Annotated in this window: 16 protein-coding genes; 7 read left to right on the forward strand and 9 right to left on the reverse strand. The window is 67.1% G+C overall.

Annotated elements, in window-relative coordinates; genetic code table 11:
* Nucleotides 1-102 precede the first annotated feature (102 nt).
* The gene (locus tag BMZ19_RS21345) at nt 103-981 is read left to right on the forward strand and encodes an integron integrase (RefSeq protein WP_280142188.1); all 879 of its coding nucleotides are present in this window, start codon (nt 103-105) and stop codon (nt 979-981) included.
* 77 nt (nt 982-1058) lie between these two features.
* Here BMZ19_RS21345 and BMZ19_RS21350 read toward each other — a convergent pair whose 3' ends face one another.
* From BMZ19_RS21350 to BMZ19_RS21360, 3 genes are all read right to left on the reverse strand, one after another.
* Nucleotides 1059-2942 (reverse strand): ATP-binding protein, encoded by a 1884-nt coding sequence (locus tag BMZ19_RS21350; RefSeq protein WP_090313670.1) that lies wholly within the window; start codon nt 2940-2942, stop codon nt 1059-1061.
* Between the two features lie 186 nt (nt 2943-3128).
* A complete protein-coding gene (locus BMZ19_RS21355) occupies nt 3129-3806 on the reverse strand; it encodes a TSCPD domain-containing protein (RefSeq protein WP_090313725.1) in 678 nt (225 codons plus the stop codon).
* Between the two features lie 17 nt (nt 3807-3823).
* Nucleotides 3824-5965, reverse strand: a complete 2142-nt coding sequence (locus BMZ19_RS21360) for an adenosylcobalamin-dependent ribonucleoside-diphosphate reductase (protein WP_090313671.1) — start codon at nt 5963-5965, stop codon at nt 3824-3826.
* Between the two features lie 336 nt (nt 5966-6301).
* Here BMZ19_RS21360 and BMZ19_RS21365 point away from each other — a divergent pair, with 336 nt between their 5' ends.
* The 5 genes from BMZ19_RS21365 to BMZ19_RS21385 all read left to right on the forward strand — a co-directional run bounded on the left by BMZ19_RS21365 (nt 6302) and on the right by BMZ19_RS21385 (nt 11243).
* Nucleotides 6302-7225 carry an ATP-binding cassette domain-containing protein gene (locus tag BMZ19_RS21365; RefSeq protein ID WP_090313673.1) on the forward strand — a complete coding sequence of 308 codons (924 nt, stop codon included), beginning with the start codon at nt 6302-6304 and terminating at the stop codon, nt 7223-7225.
* On the forward strand, nt 7222-7956 hold the full coding sequence (locus tag BMZ19_RS21370; RefSeq protein ID WP_090313675.1) for an ABC transporter permease: 735 nt from the start codon (nt 7222-7224) through the stop codon (nt 7954-7956). Before BMZ19_RS21365 ends, BMZ19_RS21370 begins: the two co-directional genes overlap by 4 nt.
* A gap of 9 nt (nt 7957-7965) precedes the next feature.
* A complete protein-coding gene (locus BMZ19_RS21375) occupies nt 7966-9795 on the forward strand; it encodes a GldG family protein (RefSeq protein WP_090313677.1) in 1830 nt (609 codons plus the stop codon).
* Between the two features lie 10 nt (nt 9796-9805).
* Nucleotides 9806-10789, forward strand: a complete 984-nt coding sequence (locus BMZ19_RS21380; RefSeq protein ID WP_090313679.1) for a DUF4340 domain-containing protein — start codon at nt 9806-9808, stop codon at nt 10787-10789.
* 244 nt (nt 10790-11033) lie between these two features.
* On the forward strand, nt 11034-11243 hold the full coding sequence (locus tag BMZ19_RS21385) for a cold-shock protein (RefSeq protein ID WP_090313681.1): 210 nt from the start codon (nt 11034-11036) through the stop codon (nt 11241-11243).
* Nucleotides 11244-11362: 119 nt separating this feature from the next.
* Here the strand turns inward: BMZ19_RS21385 and BMZ19_RS21390 are convergent, their stop codons facing one another.
* The 6 genes from BMZ19_RS21390 to BMZ19_RS21415 form a co-directional block, all read right to left on the reverse strand.
* Nucleotides 11363-11806: a barstar family protein gene (locus tag BMZ19_RS21390; RefSeq protein ID WP_090313682.1), complete on the reverse strand. Its 444-nt coding sequence runs from the start codon at nt 11804-11806 to the stop codon at nt 11363-11365.
* A complete protein-coding gene (locus BMZ19_RS21395; RefSeq protein WP_090313684.1) occupies nt 11803-12480 on the reverse strand; it encodes a ribonuclease domain-containing protein in 678 nt (225 codons plus the stop codon). The genes BMZ19_RS21390 and BMZ19_RS21395 overlap by 4 nt, the downstream gene beginning before the upstream one ends.
* Nucleotides 12481-12525: 45 nt before the next feature.
* Nucleotides 12526-12897 (reverse strand): hypothetical protein, encoded by a 372-nt coding sequence (locus tag BMZ19_RS21400; protein WP_090313686.1) that lies wholly within the window; start codon nt 12895-12897, stop codon nt 12526-12528.
* Between the two features lie 69 nt (nt 12898-12966).
* A complete protein-coding gene (locus BMZ19_RS21405; protein WP_090313688.1) occupies nt 12967-13770 on the reverse strand; it encodes a putative RNA methyltransferase in 804 nt (267 codons plus the stop codon).
* A 3-nt stretch (nt 13771-13773) separates the two neighbouring features.
* Nucleotides 13774-14916, reverse strand: a complete 1143-nt coding sequence (dapE, locus tag BMZ19_RS21410; protein ID WP_090313690.1) for a succinyl-diaminopimelate desuccinylase — start codon at nt 14914-14916, stop codon at nt 13774-13776.
* 125 nt (nt 14917-15041) lie between these two features.
* Complete coding sequence (locus tag BMZ19_RS21415) at nt 15042-17633, reverse strand: glycosyltransferase (RefSeq protein WP_090313692.1); 2592 nt, start codon at nt 17631-17633, stop codon at nt 15042-15044.
* 203 nt (nt 17634-17836) lie between these two features.
* Between BMZ19_RS21415 and tcdA the strand changes: the two genes are divergently transcribed.
* Nucleotides 17837-18652: a tRNA cyclic N6-threonylcarbamoyladenosine(37) synthase TcdA gene (tcdA, locus tag BMZ19_RS21420; RefSeq protein ID WP_090313694.1), complete on the forward strand. Its 816-nt coding sequence runs from the start codon at nt 17837-17839 to the stop codon at nt 18650-18652.
* Nucleotides 18653-18725: the final 73 nt, after the last annotated feature.

Here is an 18725-nt window from a genome sequence, read left to right on the forward strand (position 1 = left end):
CGGCGTCACAGCACGTTGGGGCACATCAGCCCGGAGGCCTTCGAGGCCCGGATGAGTGCTTAAACCCGTGTCCACGACTGCTGGGCAAGATCAACTGTCTATGTGAAGTGGGCGCGGGATTTCATACGGTTCCACAAAATGCGTCATCCGGCCGAGATGGGCGCAGCCGAGGTAGAGCGCTTTCTATCGCACCTTGCGGTCGATCTGAATGTTTCGGCGTCCACGCAGAATCAGGCGCTGGCCGCCCTGCTGTTCCTCTACAAGCATGTCCTGGCCATCGATCTGCCCTGGCTGGGTGAAGTGGTGCGTGCGAAGCGCCCGGAGCGTTTGCCCGTCGTCTTGTCCCGCGAAGAAACCCAGCGGCTGCTGGCGTGTTTTGACGGCGAGATCGCTCTGGTTGCCGGATTGCTGTACGGCTCCGGCATGCGCCTGATGGAGGCGATGCGTTTGCGGGTCAAGGATGTGGATTTCGGACGCAACGAGATCATCGTCCGTGATGGCAAGGGCATGAAGGATCGAGTCACGCTGTTGCCGGCTCGCCTGTTGCAGCCATTGTGGCAGCACCTCGATTGCGTCAGGGCGCTGCACCAGCGTGATCTGGCCGAGGGGTTCGGCGAGGTCTATCTACCGTTTGCCCTGGCACGCAAGTATCCGAGCGCGCCGAAGGAGTGGGGATGGCAGTATGTGTTTCCGGCTCCGAGCCGCTCCGTTGATCCTCGATCCGGTGTAAAGCGTCGCCATCACCTGGATGAAAAGCGGGTCCAGCGGGCGTTCCGGTCAGCTGTACGGACTACAGGGATCGACAAGCCGGCCACGCCGCATACCTTGCGGCACTGCTTCGCCACTCATCTGCTGGAGAGTGGGCAGGACATTCGCACGGTTCAGGAGCTGCTCGGCCATGCGGATGTGAAGACCACCATGATCTATACCCATGTACTCAATCGCGGCGGGCTGGCAGTGCTGAGCCCGCTGGATCGCTGAGTCGCCTGCCGTGGCCCGTTTCTCCTGGCGTGGCCGACCTGCCCGGCTCGTGGCCCAGCGGAGTTCCGGCTGATGACTCAGGCGTTGAGGAAGGACAGATGGATCTCGCTGCCGTAGCGGCGAATGATGTCCAGCTTGGCGCGGTGAAAGGCCTCGGCATCGCCTTGCCGGCCTGACTTCTCTAGCGCGCAGCGCGCCAGCTCGTCGGAAATCACGTCCATGAACAGTTCGGCCAGCAGCAGCCGGGCGGAGTCGCGGAAGTGTCCGCGGCCATCCACATACAGCTGGACGGTCGGTGCGGCGGTGTTGATGAGGATGGTCCGCTCCGCGCGGCTGTACACCGCGCGGTCCAGTTCGTTGTCGAGGTGACGGAATTCGTAGCCGATGAACATGCGCTCGCCATGATCGCGTGGCGGCCGGTGCTTCACGGCATGGGCGGATACGCCATGGCTGTGCCCGGAGGCGTGTTCGGCCACTACCATCTCGCACCAGGCCCAGTGGCTGCCGGCGCGCACGCTGATCTCGCCACGGCTGCCTGTCGTGTCGCCGACCACCGTCCATTCGATCCGCTGCCGGTCGTTCAGCGCGCTGACGGGTAGCTCCGCGGGCGCGGCGACGAGGTGCAGCGAGTCGGGCAGCGCATAGGCGAACTGCAATACCTCGTCCTCGGCCAGCTGGCCAGGGTCGATCAGCAGGCTGACGTGGAACGGATGGTTGGGCTTGCGATAGTAGAACGGCGTGGTGAAGCGCAGCGCCGCCGGGCGTTCCACGGCTGCCACGTCCGTCTCTGGCGGTGGCAGGCTGATGCCGAGATCCTGAATGGCCGCCCGATTCATGCGTTCGAGCAGGTGCTCGATCATGTGGCTGGTGCGGCCGGAGGCGCTGGCATGCTCGAGGTGCTTGAGCTTTTCGCGCTCGGCCAGCACGCAGGGTGCGATCATGGCGCTGACCGCCCGGGAAAACGCCTGCACGAACGGTTCCTTGTGGTTCAGGCCCTCGCGCTCGTCGCTGATGATCGCCACCCCTTGGCCGAGCTTGTCGATCAGGGCAGGGCAGTTCACCGTGCCGAACAGGTACTCGGTGCCTACCTGGTTTTCGTATTCGAACAGCTGGCAGTCGAGCACTGCCGTGCCGGACAGGATGACCAGGCCGTTGGTGCGCTCATCGCCGCGGCTGGCCAGCTCGACGTCCAGGGCGCGCTTGAGGGTGAGGGTGAACGGATAGGTCTGCTGCTCATGGACGAAATGTCCGGCCTGCTCGGGACCGAGCAGCAGGGTGGCGGGCGGCTCCTGGTACTGCACCACGCCGCTGCGCTCCACGGCCTTGCCGCGCTGCATGTGCAGCAGTTCGACCTGGCGGCGTCTCAGCACGTCGCGCAGATAGACGTTGTTCGCCACCGCCTGGACCACGGAGCGGTAGTGGGAAATGCTGGTCTGCGCATTCTCGATGACGATGGTCACCTTGGTGCCGTTGTCGGCAATTCCCAGGCGGGTACGATCCTTTTCGCGTACCGGGCGGTCGCCGTCGCCGTCGTCATACAGGTAGCCGCCGTTCTCGCCGCGGAACAGTTCGATGCGCGCGTAGCGTCCGGCATGGATGGTCTCGATCCAGCCGTAGCCCAGGCCATAGATCGCCTGCTTGAGGCCGCGGCCGAAATAGCCGCGCCCGCCGCCCTCGCCACGCGCCAGGGGGCTGTGCGCTCCGCCATAGGTGAGGATGAAGCGCGCCTGGGCGAAGGGCATGCCCTCGGCCTGGTCGCTGACCATCAGCACCGCGCCGGCCTGATGCCGCTCGTACTGGACGCGGATCTGCCCGCTCGCCGGTGCGCCTGCCCGTTCCATCCGGGCATAGCTGTCGTCGGCGTTGGTGATCAGTTCGACCAGGGCCTTCTCGATGGAAGCAAAGCGGCGCGAGTCGATATCGATCACCCGCTGGTCCACCGGGATCGGGGAAATGGCCATGCTCTGCTCCTCGGTTAACGCGTCAACCTGCACTCGATTCAAGGGAAAGGTAGCCAAAAACCGGCTGCCTTGGTGGATATCGGCTCCGCCGCCATGCGCGGCGCCAGGGCTGGCGCATGCAGCTGGAAAGTAGGGCGAACGCGCGGGGATGGTGCGCCACTGCGCTGGCGGAGCGCTTGCCCGGGGTCAACCGCACTTGCTGTGTCCGCAGTTCAGGCAGGTCGCGCAGCCTTCCAGTTGCACCACCGCCTGGGTGTGGCAGTGCCCGCACAGCTGGGAGCCCGGCGGGAAGCCTTCGCCGGGCTCCAGCGCCGCGGCGCCCTGGCTGGCCTCCCAGGCGGCACGGCGTTCGGCCATATAGCGCTGCTGAGCCTCGTCTGGCGCGTGGTCTTGCAGCATGCCGATGGCGATCAGGTGACGCTCCAGCACGGCGCCGATCTCGGCGACGATCGACGGCATGTATACGCCGCCTTTCTTCAGATAGCCGCCGCGCGGGTCGAACACCGCCTTGAGTTCCTCGACCAGGAAGGTGCAGTCGCCGCCCTTGCGTAGCACCGCGGACATGATGCGGGTGAGGGCGACGATCCACTGGAAGTGGTCCATGTTCTTCGAGTTGATGAAGATCTCGAACGGGCGGCGTTGCTCGAACGGTGTGCCGGCGTTGAGCAGGATGTCGTTGATGGTCACGTAGAGGGCATGCTCGAACAGCGGCGACTTGATCTTGTAGGTGGTACCGCACAGCACCTCGGGGCGCTGCAGGGTTTCATCCAGCTGCACCGGCGGCTGCCCGGCCGCCTCGACGGGGCGCAGGCTCGGGTCGACCACCTTGAAGCTCTTGATGCGCTGTCCGATCTTGACGGTCATGGCGTTCACCTCGGCCTTCAGTACTTGCCGTAATAGCCTTCCTTGAGCGCGTCGAACAAGTTGGCGGCGGTGTTGACCTCGCCGTCGTACTCGACCAGTTCGTTGCCCCTGAGTTCGACCACGCTGCCGTCCTCCAGCTCGAAGCGGTACAGGGTGTTCGCCAGGTCGGCGTCACGGACCAGCACGCCCTGGAAGGCCGTCGGGTTGAAGCGGAAGGTGGTACAGCCCTTGAGGCCCTGGCGCCATGCGTAACGGTAGATGTCCTTGAACGCCTCGAACGGGTAGTCGCTGGGCACGTTGGCGGTCTTGGAGATCGACGAGTCCACCCACTTCTGCGCCGCTGCCTGGATGTCGACGTGCTGGGTCGGGCCGATGTCGTCGGCGCTGACGAACCACTCGGGCAGGCGGTGCGCGGGGGCCTCGCTGTCCGGATCGGCCTGCGCATCGACCAGCGCGCGGTAGGCTAGCAGCTCGTAGCTCAGCACCTCGACCTGCTCCTTGGCCTTGCGTCCGGGGCGCACCAGGTTGCGCACATAGCGGTGGGCGAAGCTCGGCTCGATGCCGTTGGAGGCGTTGTTGGCCAAGCTCAGGCTGATGGTGCCGGTCGGCGCGATGGAGCTGTGGTGGGTGAAACGCGCACCGACTTCGGCCAGCGCCGCGACCAGCTCGGGGGCGACCTCGGCGATGCGCTGCAGGTAGCACGAGTAGCGGGCGTGCAGCACGCGACCGGGCACCCGGTCGCCGGCCCGGTAGCCGTCGGCGGCCATTTCCGGGCGCTGGCGAAGCATCTTCGCGGTGACCTCGAAGTCCTCGGCCAGCAGCGGGGCCGGGCCCTTTTCCCTGGCCAGCTCCAGCGCGACCTCCCAGCCGACCAGCGCCATCTCGCGGGCCACATCTTCGGTGAACATGCAGGCTTCGGCGCTGCCGTAGCGCAGCCTGAGCATGGTCAGTGCCGAGCCCAGGCCGAGAAAACCCATGCCGTGGCGGCGTTTGGCGAGGATCTCGCGGCGTTGCTCCTGCAGCGGCAGGTTGTTGATCTCCACCACGTTGTCGAGCAGACGGGTGAAAATGCGCACCACCTGGCGAAAGCGCTCCCAGTCGAAGCGCGCCTTGACGCTGAACGGCTCCTCAACGAACCCGGTCAGGTTGACCGAGCCGAGCAGGCAGGCGCCGTAGGGGGGCAGGGGTTGTTCGCCGCAAGGATTGGTCGCCCTGATCTCCTCGCACCACCAGTTGTTGTTGAGCTGGTTGACCCGGTCGATGAGGATGAAGCCCGGCTCGGCGTAGTCGTAGGTGGAGGCCATCAGCATGTCCCACAGGTGGCGGGCGCGCACCTTGCCGTAGACCTTGCAGGCCACCGTGCCGTCGTCGCGCACCTGGTAGCCCTCGTGCAGCGGCCAGTCGCGCCAGAGCACCTGCTGCGGATCGTCGAGGTCCAGTTCGGCCGCCTCGCGCGGGTGCACCGGGAACAGCAGCGGCCAGTCGCCGTCGTTCTCCACCGCCTGCATGAAGTCGTCGCCGATCAGCAGACTGAGATTGAACTGACGCAGGCGGCCGTCCTCGCGCTTGGCGCGGATGAACTCGCGCACGTCGGGGTGGGCGACGTCGAAGGTGGCCATCTGCGCGCCGCGCCGCCCGCCCGCCGAGCTGACGGTGAAGCACATCTTGTCGAAGATATCCATGAACGACAGCGGCCCGCTGGTGCGCGCGCCGGCGCCGGAAACCAGCGCACCGCGCGGGCGCAGGGTGGAGAACTCGTAGCCGATGCCGCAGCCGGCCTTTAGGGTCAGCCCCGCCTCGTGGAGCTTGCCGAGGATGTCGTCCATCGAGTCGCGGATGGTGCCGGAAACGGTGCAGTTGATGGTCGAGGTGGCCGGCCGGCGCTCCTGCGCGCCGGCGTTGGCGACGATGCGCCCGGCGGGAATGGCACCGTTGCGCAGCGCCCAGAGGAACTGCGCATACCAGTGCTCGCGCAGCTTGGGCGCCTCCACGTCGGCGACGGCGCGGGCGACCCGCCGCCAGGTGGCGTCGATGTCGGCGTCGACCGGCGTGCCGTCTGGCTCGAGCAGCTGGTACTTCTGCGCCCAGATGTCCGCAGCGGCGGCCTGCAGCGGGATGCTGCTCGCCTGCTGCGGTGCGGAGCCGCCATGCTTGGCCATACGCCCGGATCTCGCTGCGGCCGAAGGATGGTTTCACCTTAGTCGCTGGCCCGCCGGCGTGCGCGGTTCGCCGTCCACCTCGCAGTGTAGGGGCGAATTCATTCGCCTGACATGGCTGCGTTGGCGAATGAATTCGCCCCTACAGCGGGTTGGCCGAACTCGAGCGACTGCCTTGGTCCACATCGTTCGTCCAGTTAGCGGACGCGAGGGGGCCGAGTCCGCGGGATCGCCGCGTCCCCCTTGCAATGCCGGCCCGCTCTACCTAGAGTTCAGCCGGCATTCGAGACGCCTCCGTGGCCGTCTGGCACGGAGGCTCCAGCAGGTTATGGAGTGGCCATGATCGAAATAGAAAAACTCACCAAACGCTTTGCGCAGCACACTGTGGTGGACGACCTGTCTTTCCGCATCCAGCCCGGCGAGGTGCTGGGTTTCCTCGGCCCCAACGGCGCCGGCAAGTCGACCACCATGAAGATGCTCACCGGCTTTCTCGCGCCGACCTCGGGCTCGGCGCGGCTGTTCGGCTTCGATATCCAGAAGGACACCCTCAAGGCCCAGCGGCAGCTCGGCTATCTGCCGGAAGGCGCGCCTTGTTATGGCGACATGCACGTGCGCGGCTTCCTCGAGTTCATCGCCGAGGTGCGCGGTTATCGCGGCGCGGAGAAGCGTTCGCGGGTGGCCAGGGCGGTGGAGCAGGTGGAGCTGCAGGCGGTGCTCGGCCAGTCGATCGAGACGCTGTCCAAGGGCTTCAAGCGCCGGGTCGGCCTGGCGCAGGCGATCCTCCACGATCCGCGCGCGCTGATCCTCGACGAGCCCACCGACGGCCTCGACCCGAACCAGAAGCATCAGGTGCGCCAGCTGATCCAGAACCTGGCGACCGACAAGATCATCATCATTTCCACGCACATCCTCGAGGAAGTCACCGCTGTCTGTTCGCGCGCGGTGGTGATCGCCGCCGGCAAGCTGGTCGCCGATGGCACGCCGTTCGAGCTGGAAAGCCGCTCGCGCTATCACCAGGCGGTGACCCTGGTCGGCGATGCGCCGCTGGATGAAGTGGCGCTGGCGGCGCTACCCGGCGTGGCCGGGGTGGAGCGCAACGAGCGCGAGCACAGCCTGACCGTGCTGGCGCAGCCGGGGCAGGTGATCTTCCCGCACGTCAGCGCGCTGGTGGCGGCGCGTGGCTGGAACATCAAGGAAATGGACGTGGAGCGCGGCCGCCTCGACGAGGTGTTCCGCACCCTGACCCGAGGAGAAGCGGCATGAGGCAGTTGCCGGTAGTCTTCAAGCGCGAGCTGGCGAGCTATTTCGCCACGCCGCTGGCCTATGTGTTCATCGTGATCTTCCTGGTGTTGTCCGGGGTGTTCACCTTCTATCTGGGCAGTTTCTTCGAGCGCGGCCAGGCCGACCTGGCGTCGTTCTTCAACTTCCACCCGTGGCTGTACCTGTTTCTGGTGCCGGCGCTGGCCATGCGCCTGTGGGCCGAGGAGCGCAAGAGCGGCACCATCGAGCTGCTGATGACCCTGCCGATCACCCGCGCCGAGGCGGTGGGCGGCAAGTTCCTCGCTGCCTGGGCGTTCGCCGGCATCGCGCTGTTGCTGACCTTCCCGATGGTGCTGACGGTCAACTATCTGGGCGAGCCGGACAACGGCGCGATCCTCACCGGCTACCTCGGCAGCTGGCTGCTGGCGGGCAGTTATCTGGCCATCGGCTCGTGCCTGTCGGCGCTGGCCAAGAACCAGGTGATCGCCTTCATCCTCACCGTCTGCGTGTGCTTCCTGTTCGTCGCCAGCGGCTTCCCGCTGGTGCTGGATGCCTTCAGCGGCTGGGCGCCCCAGGCGCTGGTGGATGCGGTGGCCTCGCTGAGCTTCCTGACCCGCTTCGATGCGATCAGCAAGGGCGTGATCGACCTGCGCGACCTGCTGTATTTCGCCAGCCTGATCCTGGCCTGGCTGATGGCCACTGCGGTGGTGCTCGACCTGAAGAAAGCCGACTGAGGACGCCCGATGAAACGCATCATTTATTCCGGCAGCGGGCTGCTGTTGATCGCCCTGGTGTTCCTGGCCTTCAACATGGTTGCCAGCCTCGGCCTGCCCAACGCGCGCCTGGACCTGACCGAGCAGAAGCTCTACACCATCAGCGCAGGCACCGAACGCATCCTCGGCGAGCTGGACGAGCCGGTGAACCTGTACTTCTTCTACTCCGACAACGTCAGTCGCGACCTGGTGGCGGTGCGCAACTATGCGCGGCGCGTCGAGGAGATGCTGCGCGCCTACCAGCGCGCCGCCGGCGGCAAGCTGAGGCTCAAGGTGATCGACCCCGAGCCGTTCTCCGAGGACGAGGACCGCGCCGCCGAGTTCGGCCTGCAGGGGGTGCCGCTGCAGCAGGGCGGCGACAAGCTGTACTTCGGCCTGGCCGGCACCAACGCGCTGGACGACGTGCAGACCATCCCGTTCTTCCCGCTCGACCAGGAGGAGTTCCTCGAGTACGAGATCAGCCGGCTGGTGCAGACCCTGGCCAAGCCGGCGCGGCCAGTGGTCGGTGTGCTCTCCGCGCTGCAGATGGATGGCGGCTTCAACCCGCTGACCGGCCAGGGCGGCGCGCCGTGGATGATCATGGAGCAGATCCGCCAGCAGTTCGTCATCAAGAGCCTGCAGGGCGACATCGACCGCATTCCCGACGAGGTGTCGGTGCTGCTGCTGGTGCATCCGAAGCAGTTGCCGGAGCCGACCCTGTACGCCATCGACCAGTTCGTGCTGCGTGGCGGCAAGCTGCTGGCCTTCGTCGATCCGTTCAGCGAGAACGACAACGGTGGGCTGATGGGCGGCGGGCAGAGCAATGCTTCCGATCTGGAGCCGCTGTTCAAGGCCTGGGGGCTGCGCATGCGCCCGGGCGAGATGCTGGTCGACGGCAGCTTCGCGATGGCGGTGGGCATGGGCCAGGAGCAGCGTCCGGTGCGCCATCCGGCCTGGCTGAGCCTGCCCAAGGCGGCGCTGGATCGGGATGACGTGACCACCGCCGGGCTGGAGAACCTGACCCTGGCCAGTGCCGGCATTCTTGAGCCGGTCGAAGGCGCCAAGACCCGCTTCACGCCGCTGCTGCACAGCTCCGAGTACGCCATGCCGATGGACGCCCAGCGCCTGGCCATGCTGCGCGATCCGCAGGAGCTGCTACGCGAGCTGGAGCCGACCGGCGAGCGCTATGCGCTGGCCGCACGCATCGCCGGCCCGGCGCAGAGCGCCTATCCGCAGGGTATCGAGGGGCAGAAGGACGGCCTGCAGAACGCCGAGAACATCAACGTCATCGTGGTCGCCGATACCGACCTGCTCAGCGACCGCATGTGGGTGCAGGTGCAGGACTTCTTCGGCCAGCGCGTCCCGCAGCCGTTCGCCGACAACGCCGGCTTCGCCATCAACGCTCTGGACAACCTGGCGGGCAGCGATGCGCTGATCAGCGTGCGTTCGCGCGGGCGCTACAGCCGGCCGTTCGTGATGGTGGAGAACCTGCAGCGCCAGGCCGAGGCACGCTTTCGCGAGAAGGAGGAAGTGCTGCAGCAGCAGCTGGCGCAGACCGAGCAGCGCCTGGCCGAGCTGCAGCAGAACGACAGCCCCGAGCAGGTGCTGGAGCTGACTCCCGAGCAGCAGACCACCCTGCAGCAGTTCTTGCAGGAGAAGCTGAAGATCCGCAAGGAGCTGCGCGAGGTGCGCTTCCAGCTCAATGCCGACATCGAGGCGCTGGGCCGCAGCCTGAAGTTCGTCAACATCGCCCTGGTGCCGCTGCTGCTGACCCTGGTTGTGCTCGGGCTGTGGCTGTTGCGCCGTCGTCGGCAGGCTTGAGGAGTTCGTCATGCGTCGTTCCGTATTGCTGGTTCTGCTGTTGGCCGCGCTGCTGCTGGGCGGGCTGTTCGCCTGGCTGCAGCGTGGGGCCGAGGTCACGCAGCAGGCCGAGCGGCAGTTGCTGCTGCCGGCGTTGAGCGGGCGTCTGGGCGAGGTGCGCGCACTGTCGATCCGTCACGGCGAGTTGCCGGCGGTGCGCATTGAGCGCGCGGCAGCGGGCGACGGCTGGATCGTGCCCGCCAAGGCCGGTTATCCGGCGGCGGCCGGCGAGGTCAACCACCTGCTACGCGCGCTGGCCGAGGCGCGCAAGGTCGAGGCCAAGACCCGCAATCCGGACAACCACGCCCGTCTCGGCCTGGCCGCCAAGGGCGAGGGGCGCGCCACGCGTCTGCGTATCGACGGGCTCGGCAGCGCACCGCTGGTGCTGCTGATCGGCCAGGGTTCGCGCCAGGGCGGGCAGCTGGTGCGGCTGGCGGGCGACGATCAGGTCTGGCTGGTCGATCAGCCGCTGGAGCTGGTGGACAACGAGCTGGCCTGGCTGGATCGACGCATCAGCGCGATCCCCTTCGCCAGCGTGCGCGAGGTCGAGGTGCGGCATGCCGACGGCGAGCGTCTGAATGTCTGGCGCGACAGCCCGGCGCAGGCCGACCTGCAGCTGCGCCAGTTGCCGGTGGGGCGCCGCCTGGCCTACCAGCCGCTGGCCAACGGCATGGCCCTGCTGTTCGCCGCGCTGGACTTCGCCGACGCCGCGCCGCTGGCGCAGGTCGGCTTCAAGGACCGGCCGGAGCTGGAGTTCAGCCTGAGCACCTTCGACGGTGGCGTGCTGCGCGGCGCCTTCCATCTGCAGGGTGGCCAGCACTGGCTGGTGCTGGGCGAGAGCGAGGGTCTCGAAGACCGGCTGATCGCCGGTCGGGACTGGGCCTACCGCCTGGAGGAGCAGCAGTACCGCATGCTGGCCCGGCGCCTGAAGGATCTGCTCGGCCCTGCGGACTGAGGTCGTGGCAGGCCGGGCGAATACCGCCCGATCTTGTCTTGGGTCAAGCCGAGGGGGCTTTTCAGCGCAGGCGCTTTGTTTATACTCGGGCCTGCGGTCGACAAGAACGCGATTCGGAATACCCGCTCCAGACGCCTTGCGGCGGCGGAGGTCGGATATAACAAGAAGAACGTTTTTCAACGTACCGTCCCGAGCTGCTCCCATGGGGGAGCAATGTAATTTTGCGAGTCTGGAGAAATGTGCAATGGCTGGACGTGAGAACGGAACCGTCAAGTGGTTCAATGATGCCAAGGGCTATGGGTTCATTCAGCGCGAAAGCGGTCCGGATGTCTTCGTGCACTTCCGTGCCATCCGTGGCGAAGGCCATCGCACCCTGCTGGAGGGCCAGCGCGTCGAATTCGCCGTGGCCCAGGGCCAGAAAGGCCTGCAGGCGGAAGACGTCGCCGCACTCTGAGGGGCTGCTGGCAGCATGAAAAAAACCCGTCCTTGCGACGGGTTTTTTGTTGGCCGCAGGTTGTGTTGACTTAGCGTCGGTCGTGGCTGGCCGAAAGCGCTCAGCCGCGGGCTGCGAGGCTAGCCGTCGAGGTCGGGCAGCACCGGCAGTGCGCTCAGGTCGGCGCGTGGCGTTTCGACCAGCAGGCACAGCGCATGATCGAGGTCGGCCCAGTGCTGGCAGGCGTCGCCCAGCAGCTCGAGAAAGATTTGCAGATCCGCCGCGATCACCGGGCTGTCCGCCGCAATCGGCAGGTGGATGACCAGCAGCTTTCCGGCCGGCCAGTCCAGCTCGGTCAGGCAGTCCCAGGCGGCATCCCAGTTCTGTCCGTAGTAGTCGGGAAACGCCAGGGTTTCGCCGAGGGCGGCGAGCAGGGTTTCCCGGTCGATGGCGGGCAGAGGCGCCAGGGTTTTCCAGCACAGGGCCGGATCGCTCGGCTCGTGCGTCCAGCCCGGCGGCAGGCGGTAGATGCCGCAACGCTGCTTGTTGGCGAGGAAGTATGCGGCGAGGCGACTGGGTATCACGGCTTCTCCAGGATGCGGAACGAGCGATAGTGATCCTCGGTGTAATAGAAGATCACCGGTGGATTGCCGCCGGTGACGATGCGCCGCGGGCCGCGATGGGACAGGCCGGGCGTGCGTACCGTGTATTCGCGATAGTAGCCGCGCGGATGGGCGGGCAGCTGGCGCTCGCGATTCTGGAATACCGTGCCGTCCTGGCTGTGCGGATAGGGACCGCCCTGGCGGATCAGGGCGAGGGTCTTGTCGATTTCGCGCTGGATTGGCGCGTCGGCCTGGACCTGTACCTGCGCGGAGCTGCCCTGGCCGGCAGGCGACTGCAGCAGGTGCTGCAGGGGGCTCTGGGTCAGCAGCCAGCCGACCAGCAGCACCACCAGCAGGGCGGCGGCCTTGAACAGGGCGAAGGGACTGTGGCGCTGCTGATTGCCCTGGGCGCGCGGGCCGCGGGGACGGCGCGGAGCCTGCGCCTGCGCGGCGACGCCCTCGAGCATCACCCAGGCTGCCTTGACCCGGCCACCCTTGTCGCGGGTGGTATCGAACTCCACCACGTCGCCCTGCTGCGGGCGCCGCGCGGCGTTGCGCACCGCGGAGATGTGGAAGAACACTTCGCCCGATTGGTCTTCGGGCTGGATGAAGCCAAAACCCCGGTCATCGTTCCAGGAAACGACCTTGCCGCGCATTGCCTGCCTCGCGTCGATGGGAAAATAGTGCGACCAGTGCCGCGGTCAGTCGGTGCGCCACTGGATTTCGCTGACGCCCTCGGCAGTGACCTTCAGCCAGCGGTCGGCATCTTCCTCGCCCTGCTCCTCGCTCCAGCTGCCGGGTGCGCAGCGCACCTGCACGCCGAGCGCGGCAAAGGCGGCCTTGGCGCAGGCCAGGTCGTCTTCCCAGGGGGTCTGGTCGCTTTCCAGCAGCAGGCTGCTCCAGCGGCCCACGGCCTTGGGCATCCAGGTGACCGGGATGGCGCCGGCACGGCACTGGCTGGTCTGGCCGCGGGTCTGCCAGGGCGTGCACGGGCCGATGGCCTGTTCCAGCCAGGCGGTTACCGCCGGCAGTTCGGCGTCCTTGAGGTAGATCTCGATATCCGGTTGGCGCATGTCGGGCTTCCTGATACGGCGATGGGGGCGCGGTCGCCGGGCGACCGCGGGGTTACGGAGCGTGACCGCTTACTGGCGTTCGATCCAGTCGTAGCGCACCGAGACAGTGACCTCGAACGGCTCGGCGAGGATGCGCTCGCGGCGTTCGGCGTTGACCCGCCAGCCATGCGGGGTCATTGCCAGCAGATCGGCGCGCGCCGCATGGCTGTCCAGCGTCAGGCGGAACTCCAGGGTTTGGGTATCGGCCAGCTTGAGCTCGTCCGGCAGGTCGGCCAGGTGCTTGTCGTCGACGTAGTCGCGCACCTCGTCGTAGAGCTTCTGGCGCAGTTCGAACAGGTGCATGCGCGCCGGGCCCAGGCGCAGGATGCCGCCGCCCGGACGCAGCAGGCGCGCCGCCTCGTTCCAGTCGATCGGGCTGAACACGCTGGCCAGCAGGGTGCACGAGGCGCTGGCCAGCGGCACGCGGGCCATGCTGGCGACCATCCAGGTCAGCTGCGGCGCGCGCTTGCAGGCGCGCTTGACCGCCTCGCGGGAGATGTCCAGGGCGTAGCCGTCGGCATCCGGCAGCGCTTCGGCCAGCTGCGCGGTGTAGTAGCCCTCGCCGCAGCCGATGTCGATCCAGCGCGCCGGCGCACGCGCGGCGGCCAGTTCGGCCAGGCGCGCGGCCAGCGGCGCGTAGTGGCCGGCATCGAGAAAGCGCCGGCGCGCCTCGACCATGGCGGCGTTGTCGCCCGGGTCGAGGCTTTTCTTGTGCTGCACCGGCAGCAGGTTCAGGTAGCCCTGGCGGGCGCGGTCGAAACGGTGGCCGTGGCTGCACTGCACGCCGTTGTCGAGGCTGTGCAGCGCGCCGCTGCAGATCGGGCAGATAAGCATGGGTCAGTTCGCCAGCAGACGAACCAGCGTCTGGTAGTAGATTTCGGTGAGCAGTTCGAGGTCGCTGGCCAGCACGCGCTCGTTGACCTGGTGGATGGTGGCGTTGACCGGGCCGAGTTCGACCACCTGGGTGCCGAGGGTGGCGATGAAGCGCCCGTCCGAGGTGCCGCCGCTGGTCGAGGCGACGGTTTCGCGGCCGGTGACTTCGCGGATGCTGGCCGATACCGCATCGAGCAGCGCGCCCGGTTCGGTGAGGAACGGCAGGCCGGACAGCGACCAGTCGACCTGCCAGTCCAGGCCGTGCTTGTCGAGGATCGCCTCGACGCGCTGCTGCAGGCCTTCCACGGTGGACTCGGTGGAGAAGCGGAAGTTGAACAGGCAGTTCAGCTCGCCGGGAATGACGTTGGTGGTGCCGGTGCCCGAGTTGAGGTTGGAGATCTGGAAGCTGGTCGGCGGGAAGAAGGCGTTGCCGGCGTCCCAGTGTTCGCCAGCCAGTTCGGCCAACGCGGGCGCCGCCAGGTGGATCGGGTTCTTCGCCAGGTGCGGGTAGGCGACGTGGCCCTGCACGCCGCGCACGCGCAGGTGACCGTTGAGCGAGCCGCGGCGGCCGTTCTTGACCATGTCGCCGACCAGCGAGGTGCTCGACGGCTCGCCGACGATGCACCAGTCCAGGCGCTCGTTGCGCTTGGCCAGACGCTCGACCACGGCCTGGGTGCCGTGCAGCGCGGGACCTTCCTCGTCGCTGGTGATCAGGAAGGCGATGGCACCCCGGTGAAGCGGGTGGTCGGCGACGAAACGCTCGACGGCGACGAGCATGGCCGCCAGGCTGCCCTTCATGTCGGCGGCACCGCGGCCGCGGAGCATGCCCTCTTCATCGACGAAGGCCGCGAACGGCGCATGCTGCCAGGCCTCCAGCGGGCCGGTCGGCACCACGTCGGTGTGCCCGGCGAAGCACAGCACCGGACCCTCGCCACCGCGGCGGGCCCAGAAGTTGTCCACATCCTCGATGTTCATCGGCTCCACAGTGAAGCCGCAGGCAGCCAGGCGCTCCATCATCAACTGCTGGCAGCCCTCGTCCAGCGGGGTGACGGAGGCACGGCGAATCAGCTCGCAGGCCAGTTCGAGGGTGGGGGAGAGGGTGGTCATGCAGGCTCCGCAACGGCGACAGACGAAAGGCGCTTATCTTAAAGGAAAACGGCGCTTGTCTGAGCGCCGTTGTCGGGGAAAGCGGTGGCGCCCCTCCCCACGCAGGGGAGAGGAGCGGAGGGGCCTCAGGTCACCGGCACCTCGTCGGCGGCCGGTTCCGGCCTGGGCAGCGACGACAGCAGGGCCATGAGCAGCGCGGCCAGGTAGGGCAGCGACTGCACCAGCAGCACGCCGACCCAGAAGTACACGTCCAGACCCGGCAGCGGCTGGGTCAGGCTGATGCCGAGGGCGGCGCCCCACAGCAGCAGCATGACGAAGACTTCCTCGCGCGCTTCCGCCAGGGCCACCAGCAGGCCGTGGTTGCTGCGCATCTTCGGCGTGCGGAAGAACGGGATGCTGCTGGTGACGAAGCCGTACAGCACCGCCTTGGCGATGGTGTGCGACAGCGCCAGGCCGGCTACCGCGGCAGCGGTGGCGTCCCGCATGTTCACGCCGACGGCGCGGCGGTAGAGGAACAGGATCTTGCCCAGCTTGAACACGAACAGCGCCAGCGGCGGGATGGCGAAGATCATCAGCGGCGGGTCTACCCGGTGCGGCACGATGATCATCGCCGCCGACCACAGCAGGGCGCCGATGGTGAAGAAGATGTTCAGGCCGTCGGCGATCCACGGCAGCCAGCCGGCGACGAAGTGGTAGCGCTGGCCGCGGGTCAGTTCGCTACCCCTGCCGAAGAACAGGCTGGCCATGTGCCGCTTCATGATCTGGATGGCGCCGTAGGCCCAGCGGAAGCGCTGTTTCTTGAAGTCGATGAAGGTGTCGGGCATCAGGCCCTTGCCGTAGCTCTGCTCGGAGTAGGCGGCGGACAGGCCCTTCTCGAACACGCGCAGGCCCAGTTCGGCGTCCTCGGTGATGCACCAGTCGGCCCAGCCCAGCTCGTCGAGCACCGAGCGGCGGGTCATGGTCATGGTGCCGTGCTGGATGATCGCGTCGCGGTCGTTGCGGGTCACCATGCCGATGTGGAAGAAGCCCTTGTACTCGGCGTAGCAGAGCTTCTTGAACAGCGATTCGTTCTGGTCGCGGTAGTCCTGCGGCGACTGCACAACGGCGATCTCCGGATCGGCGAAGTGCGGCACCATGTGCTTGAGCCAGTTGCGTTCGACGCAGTAGTCGGAGTCGATCACCGCGACCACCTCAGCGTCGGGAGCGGTGTGCTGCAGCACGTAGTTCAGCGCGCCGCCCTTGAAGCCGGCCAGCGGCGCGACGTGGAAGAACTTGAAGCGCGGGCCGAGGCTGGCGCAGTGGGCTTCCACCGGCTGCCAGACCGCCGGGTCCTTGGTGTTGTTGTCGATCACCAGGACCTCGAAGTCCGGGTAGTCGAGGCGCGCCAGGGCGTCGAGGGTCTGCTTGACCATCTCCGGCGGCTCGTTGTAGCAGGGCACGTGGATCGACACCTTGGGCCGGTAGGCGTCGTCGCCGGTCACCGGCGGGAAGGGCCGCACGCGCTGGTGCTTCCACACGGTTTCCGCCAGCTCGTGGGCCTCGGTGAGCAGGACGATCATCACGCCCAGGGCGCCGATGGCCAGCAGGATGCCGACCAGGGTGCTGAACCAGTTGCTGTACTGCTGGCTGTAGTCATAGGCGATCCACACCAGCATGGTGCCGGCGAGGAACGCGACTATGGTCAAGAAGGTACGGCCGCGCTGGCGCAGCGCGCTGCCGTCGATCAGCAGCAGGGCCAGGGCGAGCAGGGCGAGCACGCCGGAGGCGGTGGCCAGCAGGCGCCATTGCGGGATTTCCACCACCGAGCCGGCGAACGGGAACTTGGCCTGGCGCTCGGCGTTGAACACGCCCCAGTAGGCACCGACCGAGCCTTCGTCGCCGGCCTTCCACGGCTGGTCGAAAGCTTCGATGACGAAGTAGTTGTAGCCCTTGGCGTTCAGCTTGTTGACCAGGGTGCGCAGGTAGATGGCCTGGTCGGCCTGGGTCGCCTCGGCGCCGCCACGGGTGCGGCCGTTGCTCGGCCAGCCGACTTCCGCCAGCAGCAGCGGCTTCTTGGGGAACATCTTCCTCAGCTCGCGGGCGCGCTCGAGAACGAAGTCGACCGAGTCTTCCTGCGGCACGAATTCCCAGTAGGGCAGCACGTGGGCGGCGATCAGGTCGACGTGCTTGGCCAGCTCCGGATACTTCTGCCAGATATGCCACTGCTCGGCGGTGGTCACCGGTACCTTGAGCGCCGAGCGCACGCGGTCCAGGTAGCCGATCATCTGCTCGACGGTGACTTCCTCGCGGAACATGGCTTCGTTGCCGACCACCACGCGCACGACACTGCGCTCGCGCTTGGCGATCTCGATGCCGCGCTGGATCTGCCACTCGTTGGCGGCCTCGTCGTTGCTCAGCCAGATGCCCAAGGTCACGCGCAGGCCGGCTTCCTCGGCCAGGCGCGGGATTTCGCCGAGCACGCCATCGACCGAGTAGGTGCGGATGTTGTCGGTCTGTCCGCTCAGTAGCTCGAGGTCGGCACGCACCTCGTCCTCGCTCGGATAGGTGCTGTCCTGCGGGCTCTGGTGCAGGCGGAACGGCGAGAAGGAGTAGCCGGAAATCTGGTCGGGCCAGTCCGGTGCCTCCACAGGCTGGTTGAACCAGGCCCACAGGCCGGTGAACAGGGAGGCCACGGCCACGACCATGACCAGGTTGAGACCCAATTTGCGAGCAGACATGTGTACAGGGTTCCGGGAGGTGGAACAGGGGGAGAAGGTCGGCGGACGCCGATGCGCGCGAATCCTACTCTGTGGCCCTTGGGCTGTATAGGGGGCGACACGCGCGCTGGTGCTGCCAGTTTGACAGCAGCAGGGCAAGGCGGTTCGCTGGGCGCAGGCGGCCGGCGAACTTATAATGCCGCACGCATTTTTTCGGGGGTGTCATGCAGATCGATGAGCAGCGTTTCGGCGGCATTGCCCGCCTGTACGGCCGAGTTGGCCTTGAGCGGCTGGCCACCGCCCATGTGGCGGTGGTCGGCATCGGCGGCGTCGGTTCCTGGGCGGCCGAGGCCCTGGCGCGCAGCGGGGTTGGCGAGATTTCGCTGTTCGATCTGGACGATGTCTGCGTGACCAACACCAACCGGCAGGTCCATGCCCATGTCGGCAACATCGGCCGCGCCAAGGTCGAGGCGATGGCCGAGCGCATCCGCGCGATCAATCCAGACTGCACCGTGCATGCGGTGGCCGATTACGTCACCCGCGAGACCATGGCCGAGTACATCACCGAGGACCTCGACGGGGTGATCGACTGCATCGACAGCGTGGCGGCCAAGGCGGCGCTGATCAGCTGGTGCAAGCGGCGCAAGATCCAGATCGTCACCACCGGCGCGGCCGGCGGGCAGGCCGATCCGACCCAGGTGCAGGTCGCCGACCTCAACAAGACCGTCAACGACCCGCTGATCGCCAAGGTGCGCTCGCTGCTGCGCCGCGACTACAACTTCTCGCGCACGCCGGGGCGCACCTACAGCATCACCTGCGTGTATTCACGCGAGCAGTTGCGCTATCCGCAGGCGGACGGCAGCGTATGCCAAACCAAGGGCTTTGCCGGCGAGGGCGTGCGCCTGGACTGTGCAGGCGGCTTCGGCGCGGTGATGATGGTCACCGCCACCTTCGGCATGGTCGCCGCGGCGCGCCTGGTGGACAAGCTGGTGGGCGGCGCGCGGCGGCCGGCGGAGCGCAAGACCGGGACAGCCGTCTAACCGGCCTGGCCAGTGCCATGGCGCTGTAGGGGCGAATTCATTCGCCAAAATGCCTCGCCAAGGCGAATGAATT

It is taken from the genome of Pseudomonas linyingensis, assembly GCF_900109175.1.
Taxonomy (GTDB): Bacteria; Pseudomonadota; Gammaproteobacteria; order Pseudomonadales; family Pseudomonadaceae; genus Geopseudomonas; species Geopseudomonas linyingensis.

What these genes read in the sequence shown, in the direction of transcription:
- BMZ19_RS21365 (WP_090313673.1), top strand. Translation starts at nt 6,302, where the DNA reads ATGATCGAAATAGAAAAACTCACCAAACGCTTTGCGCAGCACACTGTG.
- dapE (WP_090313690.1), bottom strand. Translation starts at nt 14,916, where the DNA reads ATGACCACCCTCTCCCCCACCCTCGAACTGGCCTGCGAGCTGATTCGC.
- BMZ19_RS21375 (WP_090313677.1), top strand. Translation starts at nt 7,966, where the DNA reads ATGAAACGCATCATTTATTCCGGCAGCGGGCTGCTGTTGATCGCCCTG.
- BMZ19_RS21405 (WP_090313688.1), bottom strand. Translation starts at nt 13,770, where the DNA reads ATGCTTATCTGCCCGATCTGCAGCGGCGCGCTGCACAGCCTCGACAAC.
- BMZ19_RS21400 (WP_090313686.1), bottom strand. Translation starts at nt 12,897, where the DNA reads ATGCGCCAACCGGATATCGAGATCTACCTCAAGGACGCCGAACTGCCG.
- BMZ19_RS21395 (WP_090313684.1), bottom strand. Translation starts at nt 12,480, where the DNA reads ATGCGCGGCAAGGTCGTTTCCTGGAACGATGACCGGGGTTTTGGCTTC.
- BMZ19_RS21360 (WP_090313671.1), bottom strand. Translation starts at nt 5,965, where the DNA reads ATGGCCAAGCATGGCGGCTCCGCACCGCAGCAGGCGAGCAGCATCCCG.
- BMZ19_RS21385 (WP_090313681.1), top strand. Translation starts at nt 11,034, where the DNA reads ATGGCTGGACGTGAGAACGGAACCGTCAAGTGGTTCAATGATGCCAAG.
- tcdA (WP_090313694.1), top strand. Translation starts at nt 17,837, where the DNA reads ATGCAGATCGATGAGCAGCGTTTCGGCGGCATTGCCCGCCTGTACGGC.
- BMZ19_RS21380 (WP_090313679.1), top strand. Translation starts at nt 9,806, where the DNA reads ATGCGTCGTTCCGTATTGCTGGTTCTGCTGTTGGCCGCGCTGCTGCTG.
- BMZ19_RS21415 (WP_090313692.1), bottom strand. Translation starts at nt 17,633, where the DNA reads ATGTCTGCTCGCAAATTGGGTCTCAACCTGGTCATGGTCGTGGCCGTG.
- BMZ19_RS21355 (WP_090313725.1), bottom strand. Translation starts at nt 3,806, where the DNA reads ATGACCGTCAAGATCGGACAGCGCATCAAGAGCTTCAAGGTGGTCGAC.
- BMZ19_RS21370 (WP_090313675.1), top strand. Translation starts at nt 7,222, where the DNA reads ATGAGGCAGTTGCCGGTAGTCTTCAAGCGCGAGCTGGCGAGCTATTTC.
- BMZ19_RS21350 (WP_090313670.1), bottom strand. Translation starts at nt 2,942, where the DNA reads ATGGCCATTTCCCCGATCCCGGTGGACCAGCGGGTGATCGATATCGAC.